Here is a 20,989-nt window from a genome sequence, read left to right as displayed (position 1 = left end):
TCTCCTTCGTTGGGACGGACTCTACCTCAAAATGGATGAGGAAACGGGTCTCAGGTCACGTTGCCGCCGCCAAGGCCGAGTTCAACCGCGTGGAGCGTCTGCCATAGGGCGGCCGCCGCCTCTGGGTCGGCGGCGACTGCGAGGGTGCGCTCGACCGCGACATTGGCGATCATTCCGGCACCAAGGACGAGGGTGGCCCAGATTAGGCCGATCGCCCCGGTCAGGGCGGCCGCGTCAGGCATGACTGGAGAGATTTGGCGCTGCAGCGCAACGACCAGGACAACGAATGCCAGAGCACTCACGATGTAGATCGTTGTGTTCTAGGCGATCATCACGCCCGGGCGCTCGGCGATGAAATTGGCGACCGCCGTGGCGTCGACCTCGTCAGCTCCAAAGCCCAGCGGGGCCAGCACGGTGACAAGCAGAGCGAACCCCACCAGGTAGGTTGCGGCGCAGATCAGGGCGGCAAGGCCGCCGGCTGTGCGAAGTGTCATGTGCGGGATCCTTTTTCTTGGCGTGGGGCTTCGGCGGCGAGGCCTGCAAAGTGATCGGCAAGGCGCCGTGTGCCGAACCGGGGTGCGACCATGTCCATACCCAGCGCCGTCAAGAAGAACCGTGCGGGCCCGCTTGCGCGCCGCGGCAGGATCGGCAGAACGGCGAGCGCGGTTCTGCGCAGGGCGTCCGGCAGGTACGTGATGCGTGGCTGCTTGCCGAGGGCGGCGAAGGCCGCGCGCGCGATCTGGTTCTGAGTCATCACGTCTGGGCCGCCGATTTCCACCCAGCCCCGCCCCGCGTCGGTCGCATCGGCGATAGCCGCCGCCAGATCGGCCCCGTGGATGGGGTTCAGGTGCTGCGTTCCGTCCCCGAACAGCCAGACGCGCCCCGCCCGCGCCATCGACAGGATCTCGCTCATATCCGAGAAGTAGCCGCTTGGCGCGATCACCGTCGCAGGCATGTCAGAGGCTTGCAGAGCGGTCACGAAAGCGGCCTTGGCGTCGACCAGCGGCACGCCCGCCATCGCCTCGGCCTGTAGGACATGCACATATGCAAAGCGTTTTACACCGGCGGCTTCGGCCTCGCGCATCAGGTTCAGGTTTGCCTGATAGTCGACATCCCAGTATCCGACCCCGTCCGCCTGCCGCGTGATGCCCAAGGATGACACGACGAGGTCCACGCCATCCATGACGCCGCACAGCGTATCTGGCCGTGTCGCTTCGGCCTTGAGCAGCAGGTCTGCCAAGCCCTCGGCGCGCGCAGTGTTGCGGACAAGCGCAGTGACGTGATGTCCGCGTCTTGCATATTCGGCGCAGAGAAAGCGCCCCAGATAGCCGGTCGCGCCGGCGATGAGAACGTGCATTGGGTTTCTCCTCGGGTCAGGCGAAGCCTATGGCAAGCGCGGCTGCGGACATAAGGGCGATGACGGGAGTCCAGAGCCGCCGCTCCGGGCGCGAGGGGCTTGCTGCATTGGCGACAAGCGTCAGCAATGTGATTCCGACCGCAGGCCAGAACAGCGCGGCAAGTCGCGGCCAGCCCACCCCGGCCCGCGCCAGCACGGCCCCGGCCATTGCCACAAGCAGCGCAGCCTGCACCAAGGCAAGGCCCCGCCAAACGGGTGGCAGACGGCCGGGAAAGCGGCCGCCCACCGTCAGGCGCCCCAGCGGAGCGCCCGCACTGACCGCCAGATGCATCGTCACGGGCAGCGCGGCCAACCCGGCATAGGCATAGGCAAGGATCTGGGTCATGGGCGCAGCGCGCGCGACTGCCGTTCGGGCAGGCCCAGATCGCCCCAAAGATGTCGGGGCGGGTATTCACAAAGCGGTCTCACCTGCTTGTCACCTCCGGTCAGCAGGCGATGCAGGCGGCCCATTCGGGTGCGGATGGCTTGTTGCATGTGTTCCCCCCCCTTCATCCCACGACCGCGTGGCCGCGGCCCCGCAGACAGTTCAGAACGATGGCCTCGCGGCGTTCGCTGGCCTCTGCCCCGCCCGCAACAGCACCGGCAAGCGCCCCGGCGAGGGCCCCGCCAAGCGCGTCGCCATCGTCGTCTACCTCGCCCAAGACTCCGCCAATTCCGGCGCCGATCGCGGCAGACGCCATCGTTTCGCGGTCAAGCTGCGATTGATTGCGGGCAAGGGTGCGACACGCGGCAAGGTCACTTTGGAACTGTGCGTTCGGTTCGCCATCGAGGATCGGGTCCACATTCGTACCCAGATCGGCGCAGGCCCCCAACAGGATCGACAGGGCAAGGGGGGTGATCAGCATCGGTTTCATTCGTATCTCCTTCGACGTTCAATGGTGTCGAAGGGGGATCTACCCGTCGCGACCGGGCGGCGGCATGACCGCAGAGATCAGCCGTTTGACCTACGATGCCAATCGCTCAGCGCTCGGCCAGCCAGCCGGTCGGGCTTGACCCGGTCCACCGCCGGAACGCGCGCACGAAGGCCGATGCCTCGGAAAACCCGAGAAGGTAGGCCGTTTCGCCGACCGAGACCTTTCGCGCGCTCAAATAGTCCATCGCCATCCGGCGGCGCAGATCGTCATGGACCTGCGCAAAGGTGACGCCTTCGTCCTTGAGCCGGCGATAGAGCGTTTGCCGGCTCATGCCGAGGTCGCGTGCAATCCGGTCCATCGACAGGGTGCCCTCGTGCAGGTCCGAAAGCATCCGCGTCTCGACGGCGGCGCGCACGGTGTCATTGGTGGCCAGTTCCGCCAAAAGCGCGTCCGCGTGGCGCGTGAAGACGCCGAACACATACTCCTTGCCGCCTTCGAACGCCTCGTCCAGCCAGACCGGATTGATACGCAGCGCGTTGCGCACCGCGCGAAAGGTGATCGGCACCCGGAAGAACTCGGGGTAGCGGTTGGCATGCGGTGGCGGCGCGTAGGTCACCTCCAGCGCCTGTTCGAAGGGATGTTCGGGAGCGGACCGGCGGAATTCCGAGATGAACCGCGCAAAGCTGGCCTCGGTCGCCATCCAGTTGCCGTCGCAAGGACGGTTGTCGACCAGCCACACCGTGTCTCCTTTGCGTTCAAGCTCGAACCGGTCGCGCCCGCCAGGGATCGCGACGTCCGCCATCAGCCGCGCATAGCGGTTCAACTGGCTCAGGCTGTGCGGGAAGGACGCGGAGGTATGCACGATCTGGCCGACGATCGACATCGTGTCCAGCCGTGTCTCCAAGACGTGACGAAGAAGTAGCGAGGTGTCGCCCGTCGCTTCGATCCCGGAGGCGATGAGGCTCTGGTAGGCGGCGACCGGGATGCGCGTGTCCTGATCGGCCAGGTCGGCTTCCGTCAGCCCCGAGGCTGCAAGCAACCCGTCCCGCGGCGCGCCTTCGGCCACCGCATAGTCAAGGAACGCCGTCGCAAAACCGGCGGCCATGGTCTGATCGGACATCCGGCAGTCTCCTGCGGTCAATAGGATGATGCGCCGGGTCATACCGCCCTGGCGCGCGCGGGCAGAATGTGCCGGGACACGACACAAGGACAACCCTATGCTGCATCCCATGCTTAGCACGATTGTCGGTTTTCTCGTTCTTTGTGCCCTGGCCTTTGCCGGGCTTTTCTGGATCACGCGGGTGCCGTTGCGGGTTCCGGCCACCGTGACGGACGATCCCGCGCTGCCAAGGTTGGCAGGACATGGTGTGGTGCTGCATGGCCGCGTCGCCGGACTGGAGGGCGCCCCGCTCGCCGTGGTTCTGCACGGCGGCCCAGGGGGGGATCACCGATCCTTGTTGGCGCTTGAGGGGCTGACCCGGACTCACCGTGTCCTTTTCTACGACCAGCGCGGGGCCGGTCTGTCCGAGCGGGTGACGCCCGAGCGGTTGGGTATGGCCGATCACCTCGCCGACCTGGATGCGGTGATCGCGGCCCATGGCGGCGGGCCTGTCGCCCTCATCGGTCATTCCTGGGGCGCAATGCTGGCAACGGCCTATCTTGGCCATCGTCCCGAGGCGGTTTCCCACGCCGTGCTGATCGAGCCCGGCTTCCTCGACGCCGAGGGCCTCGCCACATTCGAGGCCCGGCGCACCGCGCTGTCTCGCACGCCGCGCGTTCTTTGGGTCGGCCTTTTGGCCGGTTTCCGCGCGCGCGGCGTCACAGGGGATGCGGACGCAGCGGCGGACAGCATCGTCGGCGCCGTCGTGCATGCCTTCGCCAATCATCCGGCGAACCCCTACCACTGCCCCGGACAAGCCTACGACGCCCCCGCCTGGCGTTTCGGCAGCCGCGCAAGCGACGCTTTCTGGAAAGCCCCGGCTGCCGCGCTCGGCGCCATGGCCCCCGGTCTCGCCTTCGGCGGCCCTGTCCTGATCCTGGCAGGAGGTTGCAACGACTGGACCGGCGCGCCGCTTCAGGCCCGGCACGTTCGGATGTTCGCGGAGGCGCGGATGGAAGTGATCGAGGGGGCCGGCCACGACACCACCTGGGACCGCCCCGAGGCCACGCTTGCCGCGATCAGGTCCTTTCTTGCCACACTGACCGGATCGCCGCTGCCGGAACACTGAGAGATCGCCCGGACTTGCGCGCCGTACTCAGACCTATCCGCCATCTGCATCGCGGTCACTGAAAGCGCTCGAGGCCAAGCTGGCCCCTCGTGCTTCTAACGCCGTCGGCGAGCCTAGATCAGCGCGCTCTTGCCAACCACTCGTCAACAGGTCAGCAGCCGTCCTCGTGGGGCTGCGTGTTACCTCATGCGGCCGTCCCTTCGATGCCCGAGATCGCCTGGATAAGGCTGTCCTCCGTCACCTCCGTTGCGCAGAACTCGCGCATAATTCGGCCATGGTACATGGCGACGATCCGGTCGGAGACATGAAGCACCTCGGGCATTTCCGACGATATCACGATCACGGCGTAACCCTGTTTCGCCAAGCCGCGCAGCAGATTGTGGATTTCAGATTTCGACCCGACATCGATACCGCGCGTTGGCTCGTCCACGATCAGCACCTCCGGCTGCATCGACAACCATTTGCCAATCACGATCTTTTGCTGGTTTCCGCCCGACAGGTTGCCAACGGCCGTTTTCCAGCTTGGACTTTTGATGGACAGGCGATCACGATACTGATCGTAGATCGAGATTTCCGCGCCGTCGGAGACGAACGGTCCCGCCGTCAGGTCGGCAACCTGCGGCAAGGTCATGTTGTCCCGGCAATTCATGCCAAGGACGAGGCCTTGCTCCTTCCGGCTTTCCGGGACCAGGGAAATGCCCTTCGCTATCGCATCGATCGGCGAGGTAATCTTGACCGCCTCCCCCTTCAGATAGATCTGCCCCGAGGTCGGTTTGCGCAAGCCGAACAGGGTTTCGGCAATCTCGGTGCGGCCTGCCCCGACCAGGCCGTAGAATCCCAGCACTTCGCCCTCGCGGACCTCGAAAGTGGCGTCCTCAAAAAGATGCCCGCAAGACAGGTTCTCGACCCGCAGGGCGACCGGTCCAAGCTCCACCTGCTCGACATTGCGGCTGATATCGAGAGACCGCCCGATCATCATCTGCGTGATCTCGTCCTCATTCGTTTCAGCGGTGTTGAGTGTGCCGCGATACTCCCCATCTCGCAGAACCGAGATGCGGTCCGTCATCTTGAAGATTTCTTCCATGCGATGGGAGATGTAGATGATCCCCACGCCCTGTGCCTTCAGACCCTCGATAACGTCGAACAAAACAACCTTCTCGGCATCGGTCAGCGATGCCGTGGGCTCGTCGAAGATCACCGCCTTCGCGTCCACGGTGAGGGCGCGGGCGATCTCGACCATCTGCTGGTTCGCAATGGAAAGGTCTCCAACCAAGGTCCGGGCATTGAAGCCCACCTTGAGCTTTTCGAGGATTGCGTCGGTTCGGGAATAAAGCGTCGCCCAGTCAACGCGACCGAAGCTTTTGCGGGGCAACTCCCCGAGATAGATATTCTCGGCGACCGACAATTCCTCTGCAAGGCTGAGTTCCTGGTGAATGAACATTACCCCATTGGCCTTGGCCTCGAGCGGCCCGCGCATCTCGGTTTCGCGTTCCTCGATGAAGATCTTTCCGGCGTCAGGCTGATAGATCCCGCCCAGAACCTTCATCAAAGTGGACTTGCCAGCGCCGTTTTCCCCCATGAGGGCGTGAACCTCGCCCGGAAGGACCGAGAAGCTGACGCCGTCGAGGGCACGGACGCCGGGAAACGTCTTCACGATACCTTTGAGACGAAGTGCCGGTGTATGATCGGTCATACTTTCAACTCCTCTGCGCCCTTGCGATTGAGCTGCCGATCCAGAAACAGGACCGCGATCAGGATGGTGCCGATGACAAGGTTCACGGTCTCGGTGTCCGCGCCGATATGGCCAAGGCCCTTGCGCAAAAGTTGGATGGCGATCACACCGCCAAGCGTGCCGATGATAGACCCGCGCCCCCCGGCCAGCTTGGTGCCGCCCAAGACGACGGCGGTGATGGCCCACAGTTCGAACAGCATTCCGTCATTTGGATTGACCGACCCGCTGCCCGAGTAGAACGCCACGGCCGACAGGGCGGCGAGGAACCCGATCAAAACGAAGTTCACGACGATATGCGGCCCGACGCGGATACCGGCATTCACGGCGGCCTCGCGGTTGTCGCCAATGGCATAGGCATTGCGCCCATGCACCGTGCGGGTCATTAGCAGCCAGACGATCAGGACAACGGCGATGAAAACCAAGGCAGGCGTTTGCAGGCCAAGAATATCCGCCTCGGCGAAATCGACCATCGTCCAGTTCAGGTGATAGGTCGGGTTCTCGCCGTTATACATGAAGACGAGGCCGCGATAGCCCAACATTGCGCCAAGCGTGACGATGAAGGCATCGACGCCGGTCTTCCAAACGATCACGCCGTTGATCAGCCCCAGAATTGCCCCTGTGAACAACGCGAACAGCCACGCGAGCGGGATCGCGGCGTCGCCCATTGCCTCCATGAACGGCCAATTCATCGAGTCGAGCATGACAATCCCGGCCAGCGCATAAGTCGCGCCCACGGAGAGGTCGATATTTCCGTTGATCATGACCACCGTCATGCCGATGGCAATAATGCCGATCGGGGCCGACTGCTTGAGCAACAACAGCATGTTGTCGAGGTCCATGAAGGCGCTGTCACTGAGCGACCACCAGCGACCGGCTACCTCGAAAAAAACCAGCTGGATGATGATAAAGGCCCAGATCGCACCGTTCTTGATCAACCGCTTGAGGGTCTCGTTCTGCATGTTCTGCCCTCCTCAGGCGATCGGCGACCAAAGCTTGCCGCGCTTGGTGGCGATATCGAGCCAGACGGCCAGGATGATGATGATCCAGGTGACGACGAACTGGACGTAAAACTCGAGCCCGGCCAGCAGGAGTCCATTTTGGATAAATCCGAGGATGAGCACCCCGATCACCGTCTTGAAGATCGTGCCCGATCCGCCCAGCAACGACGCCCCTCCAAGAATGACGGCGGCCAGAACCTCCAACTCCATGCCTTGGCCAACGGTGTTCTGGGCCCCCATGGTGCGACTGGCCTGGATCAGGCCGGCCGTCGCCACGCAAAAGGCTGAGATAAGGTAAGTCATGAAAACCACGCGGGCGCGCGGTATGCCTGAAAACGTCGCCGCCGTCCCGTTGCCCCCGACCGCATAGACCTTGCGACCGAACGGGGTCTTGGCCAGCACGATGCCGAGGAACGCCGCAAGCAAAAGGAAAATGAGCACCGGAATGGGGATGCCCAGGGCTTCTCCCCGGCCAAAGACATCGAACCAGGTTTCATTCTGGTTGGCGATATCCATGTTCTGACCGCCCGAGTAGGTCAGCGTCAGGCCATGGATGGCCGAGAGCATCCCCAGCGTCACGATCAAAGAATTCAACCTGAGATACCCGATCAGGAACCCATTGATCGCCCCAAGGCAAAGGGTCATCGCAAACATCGCAGGGATGGCAAGGGCCGGCCCGAAAGCGGGGTTTTCGTGCAGGTCCAGCACCACGATGGCCGAAAAGGACAGCATGGACCCAACCGAAAGGTCGAGATTGCCGCCGATCACGACAAAGGTGACCCCCAGGGCCATGATCCCGAGGATTGCCGAAGACCGGATCACACCAAACACATTATCCACATCGATAAAGCGCGGATTCCAGAGCGTGAAGCTCACCATGAACAGAATAAAGGCGACGAGAATGCCCTGTCGCGCCAACACACTGCCAAGCGATTTCATAGCCTGATCGGCCATTTAGATCCTCCCTTTGGGCCGCGAATTGCGCACCCCTCCCACTAGATCCCTCGCCCTTCCCACGGCGGGGGATTGATATCAGACCAAGGTCATGCCTCCGTCGATCATCACGATTTGCCCGGTCATGTAGTCGCTTGCGCGCGACGCAAGGAACGTAGTGGTTCCGGTGATGTCTTCAGGCCGCGCGACACGCCCTTTCAGGATATCTGCCGAGAATTCCTCCATGGCCTGACCGGGGCGCTCCGCCGCACCGATGGCCATCAGATCCTGATCGACCTGCTCCCACATCTCGGTCGCGACAACGCCCGGGGCAAATCCGGTGACCGTGATATCATGCTTGGCCAGATCGCGTGCCGCCGATTGCGTCAGACTGACCACGGCCCATTTCGATGCACAATAGGGCGCGACATTGTCAAAGCCCTGACGAGACGCGATCGAGGCGGTGTTCACAATCTTTCCCCCACCCCCTTGGGCGATCATCTGCCGAGCAGCCTCCTGGATACCGATCAGACACCCAAGGCCATTCACGTCCATGATGAGATGCCAATTGTCCTCGGTGACATCGAGGAAATTCATCGGTTTGTTCACGCCGGCATTGTTGAACATGACGTCCAACCTGCCAAAGCTTGCCACGGTTGCCTCCACCATGGCACGGAATTGCGCCCGGTCCCGGACATCGACACCCGCCGACATCACCGAGCCGTCGTCTACGCCTGCGCTTGCCTTGTTCGTTTCGGCCACTTCGGCCGCCAGACCGGCGTTGAGATCGGCGAAACAGACCTTGCCCCCGTCCGCGAGCAGTGCCTCACCGATGGCGCGACCGATGCCCCTGGCTGCGCCGGTGACAATGCATACACGACCTTCGACACCACGAGGTTCGACCACGGTGCGCCCCCTGAAACTTGACTGTTCTTGAAAAATGCGGGGGCGACCAGGCTGGCCACCCCCGCACAGGGAGGATCTTAGAAAACCGGACGATCGAATTCGCCCATGTTCTCTTGCGTGATCTTCGGCGTGTCGAAATAGTTCAGGAACGGCACGTCTTCGCCTGCAAGAATATCCAGCGCGGTCTGCAGCGCCGCCTGGGCGTCATCTACCGGCGACTGGTAGATCGAGCCCCAGTATTCGCCGCGCTCCATGGCATCATAGCCAACCGCGAAATTCGTGGCACCGACGAAGGTGATGTCTTCGGCTCGACCTGCCGCCAAAGCAGCGTTCAAGGCACCAACGCCCATGTTGTCATCACCCGAATAGACACCGTCGATGTCGTCGTACTGGACGAGGAACGCTTCCATCACGCGCTGCGCGTCTTCCCGGTTCCAGTTGCCGGGCTGGCTTTCCATCAGCGTGACGTTCGGGCAGACCTCGGGCAGACGCTGTTCGAACCCCTCGGCGCGCTCGATCGCGGTGGTATAACCCGGCTGGCCGGTGATCTGTACGATCTGCGCTTCGTCCTGGATGCCCATATCGGTGAAGCGTTCGCACATGATCTCCGCGGCGCGGGCACCCTGCGTGATGTTATCCGGCCCCGAGAAGGACCGCACGAAGTCGAACCCATCTTCGGCGATATTCGAGTTGGTGATGATGACGGGGATGCCCGCCTGGTAGGCCTCGCGCACAGCGGGAATGACAGCCTGACCATTGGTCGGCCAAATGATCATGGCGTCGACTTCTTGCTGGATCAGGTCCTGGATCTGCGCGATCTGGCGCGCCACGTCGCCGCCGGCGTCCAGCACGACAACCTCGACATCGGGATTGGCCTCGGCTGCGGCGATGAAGGCCTGCTCATAGGTCGTCTGGTAGCTGTCGACGCCCACGTTGTTCTGCGTGATGCCGATTGTGATGGTCTGTGCTGCTGCTGCGCCCCCCATGGCGACGAGTGCAGTGGAACACGCAAGCGATAGCTTGGTCATTCGGATCATATTCTTCCTCCCAGTTTTCTAACGGATTGCCGCTGTCCTCCCAGCCCGGGAATCGCCCGGTGCAATCTGCGTTGTATCGAGCGTGTTTTCAGTCGCAATCAAACGACCCATTTATATCCATTTTGGGTGATTTTTTATCCGAATTGGATATCTTCGGAGGGCCGCAGCTACTCTCAATTTGAACAATTCAGGGGGACATCCAGTGAAACGCCCACCGATATGCACCGCACCGTCAGGCGCCAAGGGGACCATGCTCAGTCAAGCTGCCAACGCCATTCAAAATGGACAAGGTGCGGCCTCGAGCCGATCCCTTTCGTCCAATGGCGTGGCCGATGCCGAACTCGCGCGGCTCATCGGGTTCTTGACGGACCTGACCGTTGAACTGGACACATCGCTCGACCCTACAACGCCGAACCCGCATTTGAACATGCTGCTGCACCTTTTGCGAGGGCATGTAGAAGGGCGGTTGGTATCCGCGTCGTCGATGGCGTCCGCGTCCGGAGTTCCCTATGCAACCGCGATGCGGAAGCTGGCCGAGATCCAGTCTGCTGGCTATGTCGAACAAAGAGCCAGAACGAAAACTGGTCGCAGTTTTTCCCTTCACCCCAGTGCAGACCTTCTTGACCACTTCAGTCAGCTGGCAAGCCGCGTCGGGCGTCTCGCTCGCGAGGCCTTCGATGCCGAGGATCATGCCGGTGACTATTTCTACGGCGGTTCTTACGTGCCAGGCCAAGCGGCAATCGCGCCGCCCAGCGCGCTGTTGTCGCCCCTCAAGCTGGCTGGGGGTCTTCGGATCCTCGTTCATGGCGATCCGACCTTCATGGTCATGGATACACTCAAGCGCCAGTTCGAACAGATTGTCGGAACCGACATTCATCAACGCGCCTTCTCCATTGACCGTTTGCGCGAGGAAACCCTGCGCAATGCCGAACGAAAGAAAAGTGCTTATGACCTGATCGCGGTCGACCTGCCTTGGATCGGGGAGTTTGTGTCCAAGGGTGTTCTCCGGCCGCTTCCCGAGATCATGGATGTCGATCGGCTGGACCCAAGCGATTTCCACACGGCGGGATGGCGTGCAACCCATTGGGGGGGCGTACCTTATGGTGTGCCAAGCCAGACCACACCAGAATTGATGTTCTATCGAAAGGACTGGTTCGCGCGCGAAGGTCTGGCGCCGCCAGCCACTCATGACGACGTGATCGCCGCCGCGCGCCATTTCCACGATCCGCGCAATGGTCGGTATGGGGTCGCCTGGAATGCTGCACGCGGCACAGCGCTCGGGCACACTTTCATGATGACAAGCGCGGCCTTTGGGCAGCCCATCATCGAATTGCCGGAAGTCGCAGGCGGGTTCGACGCAAGCGACCTTGCTGGCGGCCATTACAGGGCACGGATAGATTCGCCGCGCACCCGCGACGCGGCTGAATACTTGATGGACCTGATGCAGTTCTCTCCACCCGACATCCTGTCGATGTCGTGGTACGAACGCGTGCGCCCCTTCGCCGGGGGCAAGGTCGCGATGGCTTACGGGTACACGCTGCTGGCCCCGTATTTCGAACTGGACGAAACCTGTCCGGCATTTGGCAACACAGGATACCTGCCACACCCGCACGGACCCGACGGCGCCCCGATTGCACCTGTGGGCGGCTATGCGCTGTGCATCCCGGCAAACCTGAGCGAGGAACGTGTCGATGATGCGGTCGAGGCGCTTGTCGCCTTCACGTCGCCATCGGCGCAGAAACTCTACATCCAGAATGGCAGCCGAACAGCGCCGCGTTACTCCGTTGGCGCCGACCCCGAAGTGCGACGCCTGTCGCCGATTTTCGAACTGGTGGACCAGATGTCGTGGCGCGACGAACTGCAATTCTGGCCGCGCCCGCCGATCGCGCAGATTTCCGACATCATCAACCTCTGCGGCATGGAATTGCACGACATGCTGCGCGGCATCGTGGCGCCGGAGGAGGCGCTTCTTCGCCTGCAGGCGCAGGCAGAGGAAATCCTTGAAAGATCAGTCCAATAGGGAGGAAACCATGGACCCCAATCGCCTGAAGGGAAAGCACATCCTTATCACTGGTGCCGCACGCGGCATGGGTGCCGCCAATGCCGAAGCGTTTGCCGCCCAAGGCGCGAATGTCTGCCTCGGCGATCTCGACGGGGATGAAGCGCAGGCGATGGCGGACAAGATCAATGCAGCCGGCAACGGCAAGGCGATCGCCGTCAAGATGGACGTGACCAAGCGCGAGGACAATCGCAACGCGGTCGACGCCACGGTGGATGCCTTTGGCAGCATCAATGTCGGCCTTTTCAATGCCGGCCTGAACAAGCCCCGGTTCTTCATGGATATCGATGAAGACAACTGGGACATGATCATGAACGTCAACACCAAGGCGATGTGGCTTGGCATGCAGGAAACCGCCCGCCAGATGATCGCCCAGGGCCCGCAGGAAAAGCCCTACAAGCTGATCAACGTGGGTTCTATCGCATCGCGCAAGCCCTTGGTGGACGTCACCGTTTATTGCACCTCGAAATACGGCTGCCTTGCCCTGACCGAATGCGGCGCACTCGGCCTTGCCGAGCACAACATCACCGTCAACGGATACGCGCCCGGCGTCGTCGTGACGCCGCTCTGGGAGCAGCTTGATAAGGATCTCGTCGAAATCGGCTTCAAGGAACGCGAAGGTCAAGCCTACGACGACATCGTCGAGAACAACCTTGTCATCAAGCGCGTGTCCTATCCAAAGGACATCATCGGAACCGCCTCGTTCCTCGCTTCCGACGACAGCGACTACATGACCGGCCAGATGATCTCCATCGATGGCGGCTGGGTCACGAAGTAGATCGCCGACACCCTGATTTTCCGACCTCAGTGGGTGCGCGAGAACGCACCCGAAAGGAGCTTATGATGTCTCGCGCATTGATGCCGAACCTTCTGACCCCGCAAGATCTGGAACCCAATTGGGAATGGCGGGAACGCCTGCCGGCCTGGGGCCATACCTCGGTCGATTTCGAACGCCGCATCGACCATGACCGCCTGCGCCGTTACCGCCTTGCCCGCACGCGGCAGGCGCTCCAGGCGTCCGAGGCAGGCACGCTGCTTTTGTTCGACGTCAACAATATCCGCTACGTCTCGGCCACCAAGATCGGCGAGTGGGAACGGGACAAGATGTGCCGGTTCTGCCTGCTGACCGGCGATGACAGCCCCTATGTCTGGGATTTCGGCTCGGCCGCCGTGCATCACCAGCGGTACTCCGATTGGCTGGAGCCTGACCACTGCCTCGCCGGTGTGGTCGGCATGCGCGGCACCATCCCGCCCGAGTTCGGGTTGATGAAGAAATACGCCAAGGAAATCGCGCGCCTGATCAAGGAGGCCGGGATGGCCGACATGCCGGTCGGCGTCGACTATGCCGAAACCGCGATGTTCCACGCCTTACAGGAAGAAGGGATCAAGGTGGTCGACGGCCAGCAAATCATGCTGTCGGCGCGCGAGATCAAGAACTGGGACGAAATCCAGCTTTTGACCCAAGCGGCCAGCATGGTCGATGGCGTCTACCACATGATCTACGAAGAGCTGAAACCAGGCGTCCGCGAAAACGACATCGTCGCGCTGTCCAACAAGCTTCTCTACGAGATGGGGTCGGACGATGTCGAGGCGATCAACGCCATTTCGGGCGAGCGGTGCAACCCGCATCCGCACAACTTCACCGACCGGCTGTTCCGCCCCGGTGACCAGGCGTTCTTCGACATCCTGCAAAGCTATCAGGGCTATCGCACCTGCTACTATCGGACCTTCAACATCGGCCGCGCGACACCGTCGCAGACCGACGCCTACATCCGGGCGCGCGAGTGGATCGATGCCTCCATCGCGATGATCCGGCCCGGCGTGACCACCGACAAGGTGGCCGAGGTCTGGCCGACCGCCGAAAGCCTGGGTTTCCCGAACGAGGACGCGGCCTTTGGCCTGCAATTCGGTCACGGCCTGGGGTTGGCGCTGCACGAGCGCCCGATCATCAGCCGCGCCGTGTCGCTGGATCACCCGATGGAGATCCAGACCGGCATGGTCTTTGCGCTGGAAACCTACTGTCCAGCCAGCGACGGCTATTCCGCCGCCCGGATCGAGGAAGAGGTCGTGGTCACGGAAACCGGCTGCGAAGTGATCAGCCTCTTCCCGGCTGAAGAGCTGCCCATCGCGAACCGCTACTGAGGCGCGGCGGGATAAATCCCGCCCTACGGTGCAACGCGCGTAGGGCGGGGTTCACCCCGCCGCCCCCGCCCACCCCGGGAGGATCACATGGCCAAAGCCAAGACGAATACCGAGGACTACCTGCGCATGTATCGCCAGATGGTTCGCATCCGCACTTTCGAAGACAATGCCAACCAGCTCTACCTGTCGGCCAAAATGCCGGGGCTGACCCACATGTATTCCGGCGAGGAAGCCGTCGCCGTGGGCATCTGCGAGGCGCTGACCGACGACGACCGCATCACCTCGACCCATCGCGGCCACGGGCATTGCGTCGCCAAGGGGGCGGAGTTCAAGGAAATGTTCTGCGAGTTGCTCGGCAAGGCCGAGGGCTATTGCCGGGGCAAGGGCGGGTCGATGCATATCGCCGATCAAAGCCACGGGAACCTTGGCGCGAACGCCATCGTCGGCGGGTCCATGGGGATCGCCACAGGCTCGGCCCTGCGCGCCAAGCTGATGGGAAAGGATGATGTCACGGTCTGTTTCTTCGGTGATGGCGCGACGGCGCAGGGGCTGATGTACGAGGTCATGAACATGGCCGCGCTGTGGAACCTGCCGGTGATCTACGCCTGCGAGAACAACGGCTATTCGGAATACACCAAGACCGAGGAAATCGCCGCAGGTTCGATCACGGCCCGCGCCGAGGCGTTCGGCATCGAGGCGCATACGGTCGACGGGCAGGATGTGCTGGCGGTCAACGAATTGACGCAAAAGCTGGTGGCGCGGGCCCGCAAGGGCGAGGGCCCGTTCTTCATGGAACTGATGACCTATCGCTACCACGGGCACCATGTCGGCGACATCAACCGTGAATACTACCGCTCGAAGGACGAGGAGAAGGACTGGAAGGACAATCGCGACCCGATCATCCGCTTCCGCGCTTTCCTTGTCAGCGAAGGGATCGCCACCGAGGCAGAAATCGAGGCGATGAATGCCGAGATCGAGAAAAACGCGACCGAGGCCGTGGCCTATGCCGAACAGGCCCCCTACCCGCCGGCCAACGAGGTCGACATGCACGTTTACGCGGACTGAGGAGAGACCGATGCGAGAAATCACCCTGTCCCAAGCCGTGAACGAGGCGCTTGCCGAAGAGATGCGCCGCGACCCGAGCGTCTTCATCCTTGGCGAAGATGTCGCCGAGGCCGGAACGCCCTTCAAGGTGCTGTCCGGTCTTGTCGAAGAATTCGGCACCGACCGCGTTATCGACACGCCGATCTCGGAACCCGGGTTTGTCGGAATGGCCGTGGGCGCCGCGATGACCGGCGCGCGGCCCGTTGTCGACCTGATGTTCGGCGATTTCATCTATCTCGTGATGGACCAGCTGTGTAACCAAGCGGCCAAGCAGCATTACATGTCGGGCGGCAAGCTGACCGTGCCGATGGTCCTGCGCACCAACCTCGGTGCCACGCGCCGTTCGGCCGCGCAACACAGCCAGTCTTTGCAGGCGCTTGTCGCGCATATTCCCGGCCTCAAGGTCGCCCTGCCCTCCTCGGCCTACGAGGCAAAGGGCCTGATGAAGACGGCGATCCGCGACAACAACCCGGTCGTCATCTTCGAAGACAAGCTGATGTATCAGGACAAGGCCCCTGTCCCGGAAGAGGAATACCTGATCCCCTTCGGCGAGGCGCATACCAAGCGCGAGGGGTCGGATATCACCCTGATCGCCACGTCCTCCATGGTGCAGGTCGCCGAAAAGGCCGCCGAGATGCTGGCCGGCGACGGGATCGACGCCGAGGTGATCGACCCGCGCACCATCGTGCCGCTGGACGAGGCGACGCTGCTGGACAGCGTCAAGAAGACAAGCCGCGCCATCGTCATCGACGAAGGCCACCAGAGCTATGGCGTCACCGCCGAGATCGCCAGTCGCCTGAACGAAAAGGCGTTCTACCACCTCGATGCACCCGTCCTGCGCATGGGGGCGATGGATGTGCCGGTGCCGTTTTCCCCGGCGCTGGAGGATCTGACCGTTCCCACGCCCGAAGGTGTGGTCGAAAACGCGCGCAAGCTCTGCGCGGGGGAGATGATCCATGCCGCATGACGTGACCATGCCTCAGCTCGGCATGGCGCAGGACGCGGGCAAGATCGTGTCCTGGCTCAAGGCGCCGGGCGATCCGGTGTCCAAGGGCGATGCCCTGTTCGAGGTCGAAACCGACAAGGCGGTGATGGAGGTCGAGGCACCGGCCGACGGATTTCTGACGGGCGTGTCCTATGGCGAAGGCGATGATGTGCCGGTCGGCAATGTGATCGCGCGCATCTCGGACAGCGCCGAAGATGACCCGGCCCCCGCCCCATCACAGGCCGCCCCTGCCCCTCCAGTCGCCGCAGATGACACGATCCCGGAGGGTCACCCCGTGACCATGCCGCAGCTTGGCATGGCGCAGGATACCGGCCTGTTGGTCAGTTGGCTGAAAGCGCCGGGTGATCAGGTCTCGGCCGATGACATCCTGTTCGAGGTCGAAACCGACAAGAGTACCATGGAGGTTGAGGCGGGCCGCGACGGCTGGCTTGCTGCGACGCTGGCCGAGGCCGGGGAAGAGGTGCCGGTGGGCGATCCGGTGGCGATCGTTTCGGGCAACAAACCTGACGCGCCGGTCGCGCGTTCGGTGAAGGACACCGAAGCCAAGCCTGCCGAAACATCGGCCCCGCCGCCATCAGTCCACAAATCCCCCGCCGGGCAACCCACCGAAACCGTCGCCCTAGCGGCAGCGTCGCCAAACCCTGGCGGGCGCATCCTGGCCTCGCCCAAGGCGCGGCGTCTCGCGATTGAACAGGGGCTGGACCTCGCCAGCCTGGCCGAGGCTGGCCATCCACAGCCCTTCCACGTGGCCGATCTGGAGGTGTTGCGCAACATGCCGCGCGCCACGGCGGCACCCGTTGCCCCCCCTTCCGAGGCCCCGCGCCGGCTGACTGCGGTGTGTTCGGCCGATCGCCTGTCGGCCTTTTCTCTCTGGGCCGGGGAGACACGGGCGCTCAACCCGGATGCGGTTCTGGCGGGCTTTGCCGGAACCAGCTTTGGAAGGGCCGACGCGGTTTGCGTGGCCATCGAGCGATTTGGCAACCGGCAAACCTACCACGTGCCGGTCGGTCGCAGCCTGAGCGGGGTTTCGGAAACCGATGACGACCCGGCGCTGATCGTGCGTGACCTGCGGGGAACATCGCTGGCCTCACTGAACATGGGGGCCGAGACCACACCGGTCTTGTCGCTCACCGATGACAGGGCCGGCCTGGCCATCACGCTGGAATGCGCAGCCGCACAGCTCGACGCGTCAGACGCGATCCAGCTTATCACCGAATTCGCAGGCCGGATGGAGCAGCCGCTCCGCCACCTGCTCTGACAGACGGAGTGCCACGCATGGACTACACCGATCTCTATATCGACGGCGAATGGCGCAAGGGCGCCGAGCGGTTCGACGTGATCAACCCAGCCACCGAAGAAGTGCTGGCCTCGGTCGCCTCGGCCGATATCGCCGATGCGGATGCGGCCCTCGATGCGGCCGAACGCGCCATGGCCGACTGGGCCGCACGCAAACCCCGCGAACGTTCCGAGGTGTTGCGCCGCGCGTGGGAGTTGATGACCGAACGGCTGGATCATTTCGCCCATCTCATCACGCTGGAAAACGGCAAGGCCGGCGCGGATGCCAAGGGCGAGGCGACCTATGCCGCCGAATTCTTCCGCTGGTTCGCGGAAGAGGCCGTGCGCGCCGATGGAATGATCACCCATGCCCCCGCCTCGGGCGCGCGCATTGTCGTGCAGCACAAGCCCGCCGGATTGGCCGTGCTGGTCACCCCGTGGAACTACCCCGCCGCGATGGGAACGCGGAAAACCGCCCCGGCCTTGGCCGCAGGCTGCGGCGTCATCATCAAGCCAGCCTCGGAAACGCCGCTGACCATGCTGGCGCTGATGCCCCTGCTGGAAGAGGCCGGCGTGCCCAAGGGCCTCGTCAACGTCCTGCCCTCGAAAAAGACCGGCGCGCTTGTCGACCACATGCTTCACGACCCACGGGTCCGCGTGGTCAGCTTCACCGGCTCGACCGGGGTGGGACGCAAACTGCTGAAATCCGCAGCCGATCAGGTGCTGAAACCGGCGATGGAGCTGGGCGGCAACGCGCCCGTTCTGGTGCTGAAAGACGCTGACATGAACACAGCCATCGACGGCACCATGCTGGCCAAGATGCGCAATCTGGGCGAAGCCTGCACCGCCGCGAACCGCATCTACGTTCATGAGGATCTGGCCGAGGCCTTCACCGCCAAACTGTCCCAACGCATGTCGGCGCTCAAGGTGGGCGATGGCACCGATCCCTCGGTCGATGTCGGCCCCTTGGTCAATGCCGATACGCGCGACAAGGTGGCCGAGTTCGTCTCGGATGCGCTGGCGAAAGGGGCCAAGCTGGAATGCGGCGGCACGGTGCCGAACGGGCCGGGCTACTTCTACCCGCCGACCGTCCTCTCGAACGTGCCGGAGACCGCCGATTGCGTCCAGGACGAGATCTTTGGCCCGGTCGCGGCGATTCAGACCTTTGCCGATGAAGAGGATGCGATCCGCCGCGCCAATAACACCGAATACGGGCTTGTCGCCTATGTCTTCAGCGACGACTTCAAACGCGCCATGCAGGTCTGCGAGAAACTGGACTATGGCATGGTGGGTCTGAACCGTGGGCTGGTCAGCGACCCGGCCGCACCGTTCGGGGGCACCAAGCAATCGGGCCTTGGGCGCGAAGGTGGCCATGAAGGCATGCTGGAGTTCATGGAGACCCAGTACATCTCGGCAGAATGGTGAGGCCGATCGCATGAGCGACATCTCCGCCAGCCCATCGACCCGCAAGCTTGCCCTGCAAAAGGGTGTCGACCTCGAAGCACATGCGCGCAAGCTCGGCCGCACGACCATCGGACCAGAGGACCTTGACGGCGCGCCGGCCCCTTCAGTGTCCGGAGACACGTCCTATTGGGATGTCGATCACGCCCAATACGGACCCGTGACCGAAGAGCCGATGAGCCGCTTTGCGCAGGTGGCGGCGCGCAATCTCGCAGCGGCGCAAACGCTCATCCCGGCGGTGACCCATCACGACCGCGCCGATGTTTCGGCTATCGAGGATCTGCGCAGCGCGTGGAAAGCCGAGGCACGCGCTCGGTCGGTGAAACTGACGGCTCTGGCATTCCACGTTGCCGCCTTGGCGCGCACGCTTCGGGAATTTCCGAGGTTCAACGCGTCGCTGTCGGCAGATGGTGAAAGGCTGATCCTGAAGGACTACGTTCACATCGGCATCGCCGTGGACACGCCGCACGGCCTGATGGTCCCGGTGATCCGCGATGCCGATCGCAAGGGTCTGTGGCAGATCTCGACCGAAATCGCGGATTTGGCCGCGCGTGCGCAATCGCGAAAGATCGGCCCGGACGAAATGGGCGGCGCATCGATGACGATATCGAACCTCGGCGGCATCGGGGGAACGGCCTTTACACCTATCGTCAATCCGCCCGAGGTGGCCATCCTCGGCATCACACGCACCGAGACGGTGACGGTTTGGGAGGAAGATGGGCCGCGTCCTGTGCCAATGGTCCCCCTCGACCTGTCCTACGATCATCGCGTGATCAATGGCGCCGATGCCGCGAAATTCCTTTCGCGATACGCCGGTTTCATCGCCGATCCGCGGTTGCTGCTGGTTTGATCGAGAGCAATCCTTGAATTGGAGGTCTCTCTGATTTCAAAGCAGAAGCGTACTTCGCACACTTTTGGGGCGAATGGGGGCAGGTCCTGAGGACATGTCTCGATCGGGCCAAACTGAGGAACGAACGCGTCGCGAGATAAAATGACGGTGCCACGGTTTTCTTTTGTGGATGGCAGCCTCGCGCAAATTGATCATGCTTTATGGCTAGCGCAGCGAACGACCGCTCTTCTGCCCTCGCTCTCCCGGTCAAGGCTCTGGCACCTTACGGCCCCTCTCGATGTCACCGCCGTGGCGCATTGCGACCCAGACCTGCCGCTCGCGTACGTGTTCGTTGCCGCATCGCAGCTTCACCAAAGCGGACGTCCATGCACCGCGCAGAATTTTCGAGGGTCGTGCAGCGACACACGGCGAACCAGCCTGCAATCTCGGCCAGCGCGGCCAGCGGGTAGATCACGGCGGCCGACATGTCAGGCGCCCGTGTCGTGGTTGGCGAGGCAGGCGCCATGGTCGCGCAGGACTTCGAGAACCCGGCAATCGGAGACGGTGTCCCGGCGGCACTCCCGCAGCATGCGCTTCAGTTCCTTGCGTAGCGCCTCCAGCCGGGCGATCCGAGCCTCGACCTCCTTGAGATGGCGATGCGCGATGACATCCACCTCGGCGCAGGAACGGGAGGGGTTGTCGGAGAGATCCAGCAGTTCACGGATAACTTCGAGCGTGAAGCCCAACTGGCGCGCGTGCCGGATGAAGGCGAGCCGGTCAAGCTCGGCTTGGTCGTAGCGCCGCTGCCCGCCTTCGGTCCGCCCCGGATCGGGCATGAGCCCGATCTGCTCGTAGTAACGGATGGTTTGAACCTTGGTGCCGGTGCGCTTGGCGAGCGTGCCGATGGCGAGCATGTGGCCCCCCCTGAGTTCTACAGCAATTGTAGGTTTGCGGATACCCCGCAGCAAGGTCTCAATTGTGATAGCGCGTCGTTGGCGAAAAAACCGA

The 20,989-nt window shown here is 62.9% G+C and carries 22 protein-coding genes; 9 read left to right on the top strand and 13 right to left on the bottom strand.

Annotation, left to right across the window (positions count from 1 at the left end):
• Nucleotides 1-50: 50 nt before the first annotated feature.
• From ROSELON_RS18910 to ROSELON_RS17150, 7 genes are all read right to left on the bottom strand, one after another.
• Nucleotides 51-242 (bottom strand): hypothetical protein, encoded by a 192-nt coding sequence (locus ROSELON_RS18910; protein WP_245605382.1) that lies wholly within the window; start codon nucleotides 240-242, stop codon nucleotides 51-53.
• Between the two features lie 78 nt (nucleotides 243-320).
• Nucleotides 321-494, bottom strand: coding sequence for a hypothetical protein (locus ROSELON_RS18905; RefSeq protein ID WP_245605381.1), 174 nt, complete (start codon nucleotides 492-494; stop codon nucleotides 321-323).
• Complete coding sequence (locus ROSELON_RS17165) at nucleotides 491-1,357, bottom strand: SDR family oxidoreductase (RefSeq protein ID WP_025313515.1); 867 nt, start codon at nucleotides 1,355-1,357, stop codon at nucleotides 491-493. Before ROSELON_RS17165 ends, ROSELON_RS18905 begins: the two co-directional genes overlap by 4 nt.
• A 16-nt stretch (nucleotides 1,358-1,373) precedes the next feature.
• Nucleotides 1,374-1,742 (bottom strand): hypothetical protein, encoded by a 369-nt coding sequence (locus ROSELON_RS17160; protein WP_025313514.1) that lies wholly within the window; start codon nucleotides 1,740-1,742, stop codon nucleotides 1,374-1,376.
• Complete coding sequence (locus ROSELON_RS18320) at nucleotides 1,739-1,891, bottom strand: hypothetical protein (protein ID WP_156945980.1); 153 nt, start codon at nucleotides 1,889-1,891, stop codon at nucleotides 1,739-1,741. Before ROSELON_RS18320 ends, ROSELON_RS17160 begins: the two co-directional genes overlap by 4 nt.
• A 14-nt stretch (nucleotides 1,892-1,905) precedes the next feature.
• Nucleotides 1,906-2,271 (bottom strand): glycine zipper family protein, encoded by a 366-nt coding sequence (locus ROSELON_RS17155; protein WP_025313513.1) that lies wholly within the window; start codon nucleotides 2,269-2,271, stop codon nucleotides 1,906-1,908.
• 106 nt (nucleotides 2,272-2,377) lie between these two features.
• Nucleotides 2,378-3,391 carry an AraC family transcriptional regulator gene (locus ROSELON_RS17150; protein WP_025313512.1) on the bottom strand — a complete coding sequence of 338 codons (1,014 nt, stop codon included), beginning with the start codon at nucleotides 3,389-3,391 and terminating at the stop codon, nucleotides 2,378-2,380.
• Nucleotides 3,392-3,488: 97 nt separating this feature from the next.
• On the opposite strand from ROSELON_RS17150, the gene ROSELON_RS17650 reads away from it, so the two are divergent.
• Nucleotides 3,489-4,499, top strand: a complete 1,011-nt coding sequence (locus ROSELON_RS17650) for an alpha/beta fold hydrolase (RefSeq protein WP_025313511.1) — start codon at nucleotides 3,489-3,491, stop codon at nucleotides 4,497-4,499.
• Nucleotides 4,500-4,683: 184 nt separating this feature from the next.
• Here ROSELON_RS17650 and ROSELON_RS17140 read toward each other — a convergent pair whose 3' ends face one another.
• From ROSELON_RS17140 to ROSELON_RS17120, 5 genes are all read right to left on the bottom strand, one after another.
• Complete coding sequence (locus tag ROSELON_RS17140) at nucleotides 4,684-6,192, bottom strand: sugar ABC transporter ATP-binding protein (RefSeq protein ID WP_025313510.1); 1,509 nt, start codon at nucleotides 6,190-6,192, stop codon at nucleotides 4,684-4,686.
• Complete coding sequence (locus ROSELON_RS17135) at nucleotides 6,189-7,190, bottom strand: ABC transporter permease (protein ID WP_025313509.1); 1,002 nt, start codon at nucleotides 7,188-7,190, stop codon at nucleotides 6,189-6,191. Before ROSELON_RS17135 ends, ROSELON_RS17140 begins: the two co-directional genes overlap by 4 nt.
• Before the next feature lie 12 nt (nucleotides 7,191-7,202).
• Nucleotides 7,203-8,183 (bottom strand): ABC transporter permease, encoded by a 981-nt coding sequence (locus tag ROSELON_RS17130; RefSeq protein ID WP_025313508.1) that lies wholly within the window; start codon nucleotides 8,181-8,183, stop codon nucleotides 7,203-7,205.
• Nucleotides 8,184-8,261: 78 nt separating this feature from the next.
• On the bottom strand, nucleotides 8,262-9,068 hold the full coding sequence (locus tag ROSELON_RS17125; protein ID WP_025313507.1) for an SDR family oxidoreductase: 807 nt from the start codon (nucleotides 9,066-9,068) through the stop codon (nucleotides 8,262-8,264).
• Between the two features lie 77 nt (nucleotides 9,069-9,145).
• On the bottom strand, nucleotides 9,146-10,096 hold the full coding sequence (locus tag ROSELON_RS17120) for a sugar ABC transporter substrate-binding protein (RefSeq protein WP_407059667.1): 951 nt from the start codon (nucleotides 10,094-10,096) through the stop codon (nucleotides 9,146-9,148).
• A 259-nt stretch (nucleotides 10,097-10,355) separates the two neighbouring features.
• On the opposite strand from ROSELON_RS17120, the gene ROSELON_RS17115 reads away from it, so the two are divergent.
• From ROSELON_RS17115 to ROSELON_RS17080, 8 genes are all read left to right on the top strand, one after another.
• Nucleotides 10,356-12,125 (top strand): ABC transporter substrate-binding protein, encoded by a 1,770-nt coding sequence (locus ROSELON_RS17115; protein WP_038650555.1) that lies wholly within the window; start codon nucleotides 10,356-10,358, stop codon nucleotides 12,123-12,125.
• A gap of 10 nt (nucleotides 12,126-12,135) precedes the next feature.
• The gene (locus tag ROSELON_RS17110) at nucleotides 12,136-12,942 is read left to right on the top strand and encodes an SDR family NAD(P)-dependent oxidoreductase (RefSeq protein ID WP_025313504.1); all 807 of its coding nucleotides are present in this window, start codon (nucleotides 12,136-12,138) and stop codon (nucleotides 12,940-12,942) included.
• Nucleotides 12,943-13,007: 65 nt separating this feature from the next.
• Entirely contained in the window at nucleotides 13,008-14,306 is a 1,299-nt protein-coding gene (locus tag ROSELON_RS17105) for a M24 family metallopeptidase (RefSeq protein ID WP_025313503.1), read from the top strand.
• 87 nt (nucleotides 14,307-14,393) lie between these two features.
• A complete protein-coding gene (locus ROSELON_RS17100) occupies nucleotides 14,394-15,371 on the top strand; it encodes a thiamine pyrophosphate-dependent dehydrogenase E1 component subunit alpha (protein WP_025313502.1) in 978 nt (325 codons plus the stop codon).
• Nucleotides 15,372-15,381: 10 nt separating this feature from the next.
• On the top strand, nucleotides 15,382-16,377 hold the full coding sequence (locus tag ROSELON_RS17095) for an alpha-ketoacid dehydrogenase subunit beta (RefSeq protein ID WP_025313501.1): 996 nt from the start codon (nucleotides 15,382-15,384) through the stop codon (nucleotides 16,375-16,377).
• Nucleotides 16,367-17,674 (top strand): biotin/lipoyl-containing protein, encoded by a 1,308-nt coding sequence (locus ROSELON_RS17090; RefSeq protein WP_025313500.1) that lies wholly within the window; start codon nucleotides 16,367-16,369, stop codon nucleotides 17,672-17,674. The genes ROSELON_RS17095 and ROSELON_RS17090 overlap by 11 nt, the downstream gene beginning before the upstream one ends.
• 17 nt (nucleotides 17,675-17,691) lie before the next feature.
• Nucleotides 17,692-19,116: an NAD-dependent succinate-semialdehyde dehydrogenase gene (locus tag ROSELON_RS17085; protein ID WP_025313499.1), complete on the top strand. Its 1,425-nt coding sequence runs from the start codon at nucleotides 17,692-17,694 to the stop codon at nucleotides 19,114-19,116.
• Nucleotides 19,064-20,002, top strand: coding sequence for a 2-oxo acid dehydrogenase subunit E2 (locus ROSELON_RS17080; protein WP_245605379.1), 939 nt, complete (start codon nucleotides 19,064-19,066; stop codon nucleotides 20,000-20,002). Before ROSELON_RS17085 ends, ROSELON_RS17080 begins: the two co-directional genes overlap by 53 nt.
• 467 nt (nucleotides 20,003-20,469) lie before the next feature.
• Here the strand turns inward: ROSELON_RS17080 and ROSELON_RS17075 are convergent, their stop codons facing one another.
• Nucleotides 20,470-20,895, bottom strand: a complete 426-nt coding sequence (locus tag ROSELON_RS17075; protein WP_025313497.1) for a MerR family transcriptional regulator — start codon at nucleotides 20,893-20,895, stop codon at nucleotides 20,470-20,472.
• Between the last annotated feature and the right edge of the window lie 94 nt (nucleotides 20,896-20,989).

Source organism: Roseibacterium elongatum DSM 19469 (assembly GCF_000590925.1).
GTDB classification, from domain to species: domain Bacteria; phylum Pseudomonadota; class Alphaproteobacteria; order Rhodobacterales; family Rhodobacteraceae; genus Roseibacterium; species Roseibacterium elongatum.
This window is presented reverse-complemented; position numbering and strand designations above follow the sequence as displayed.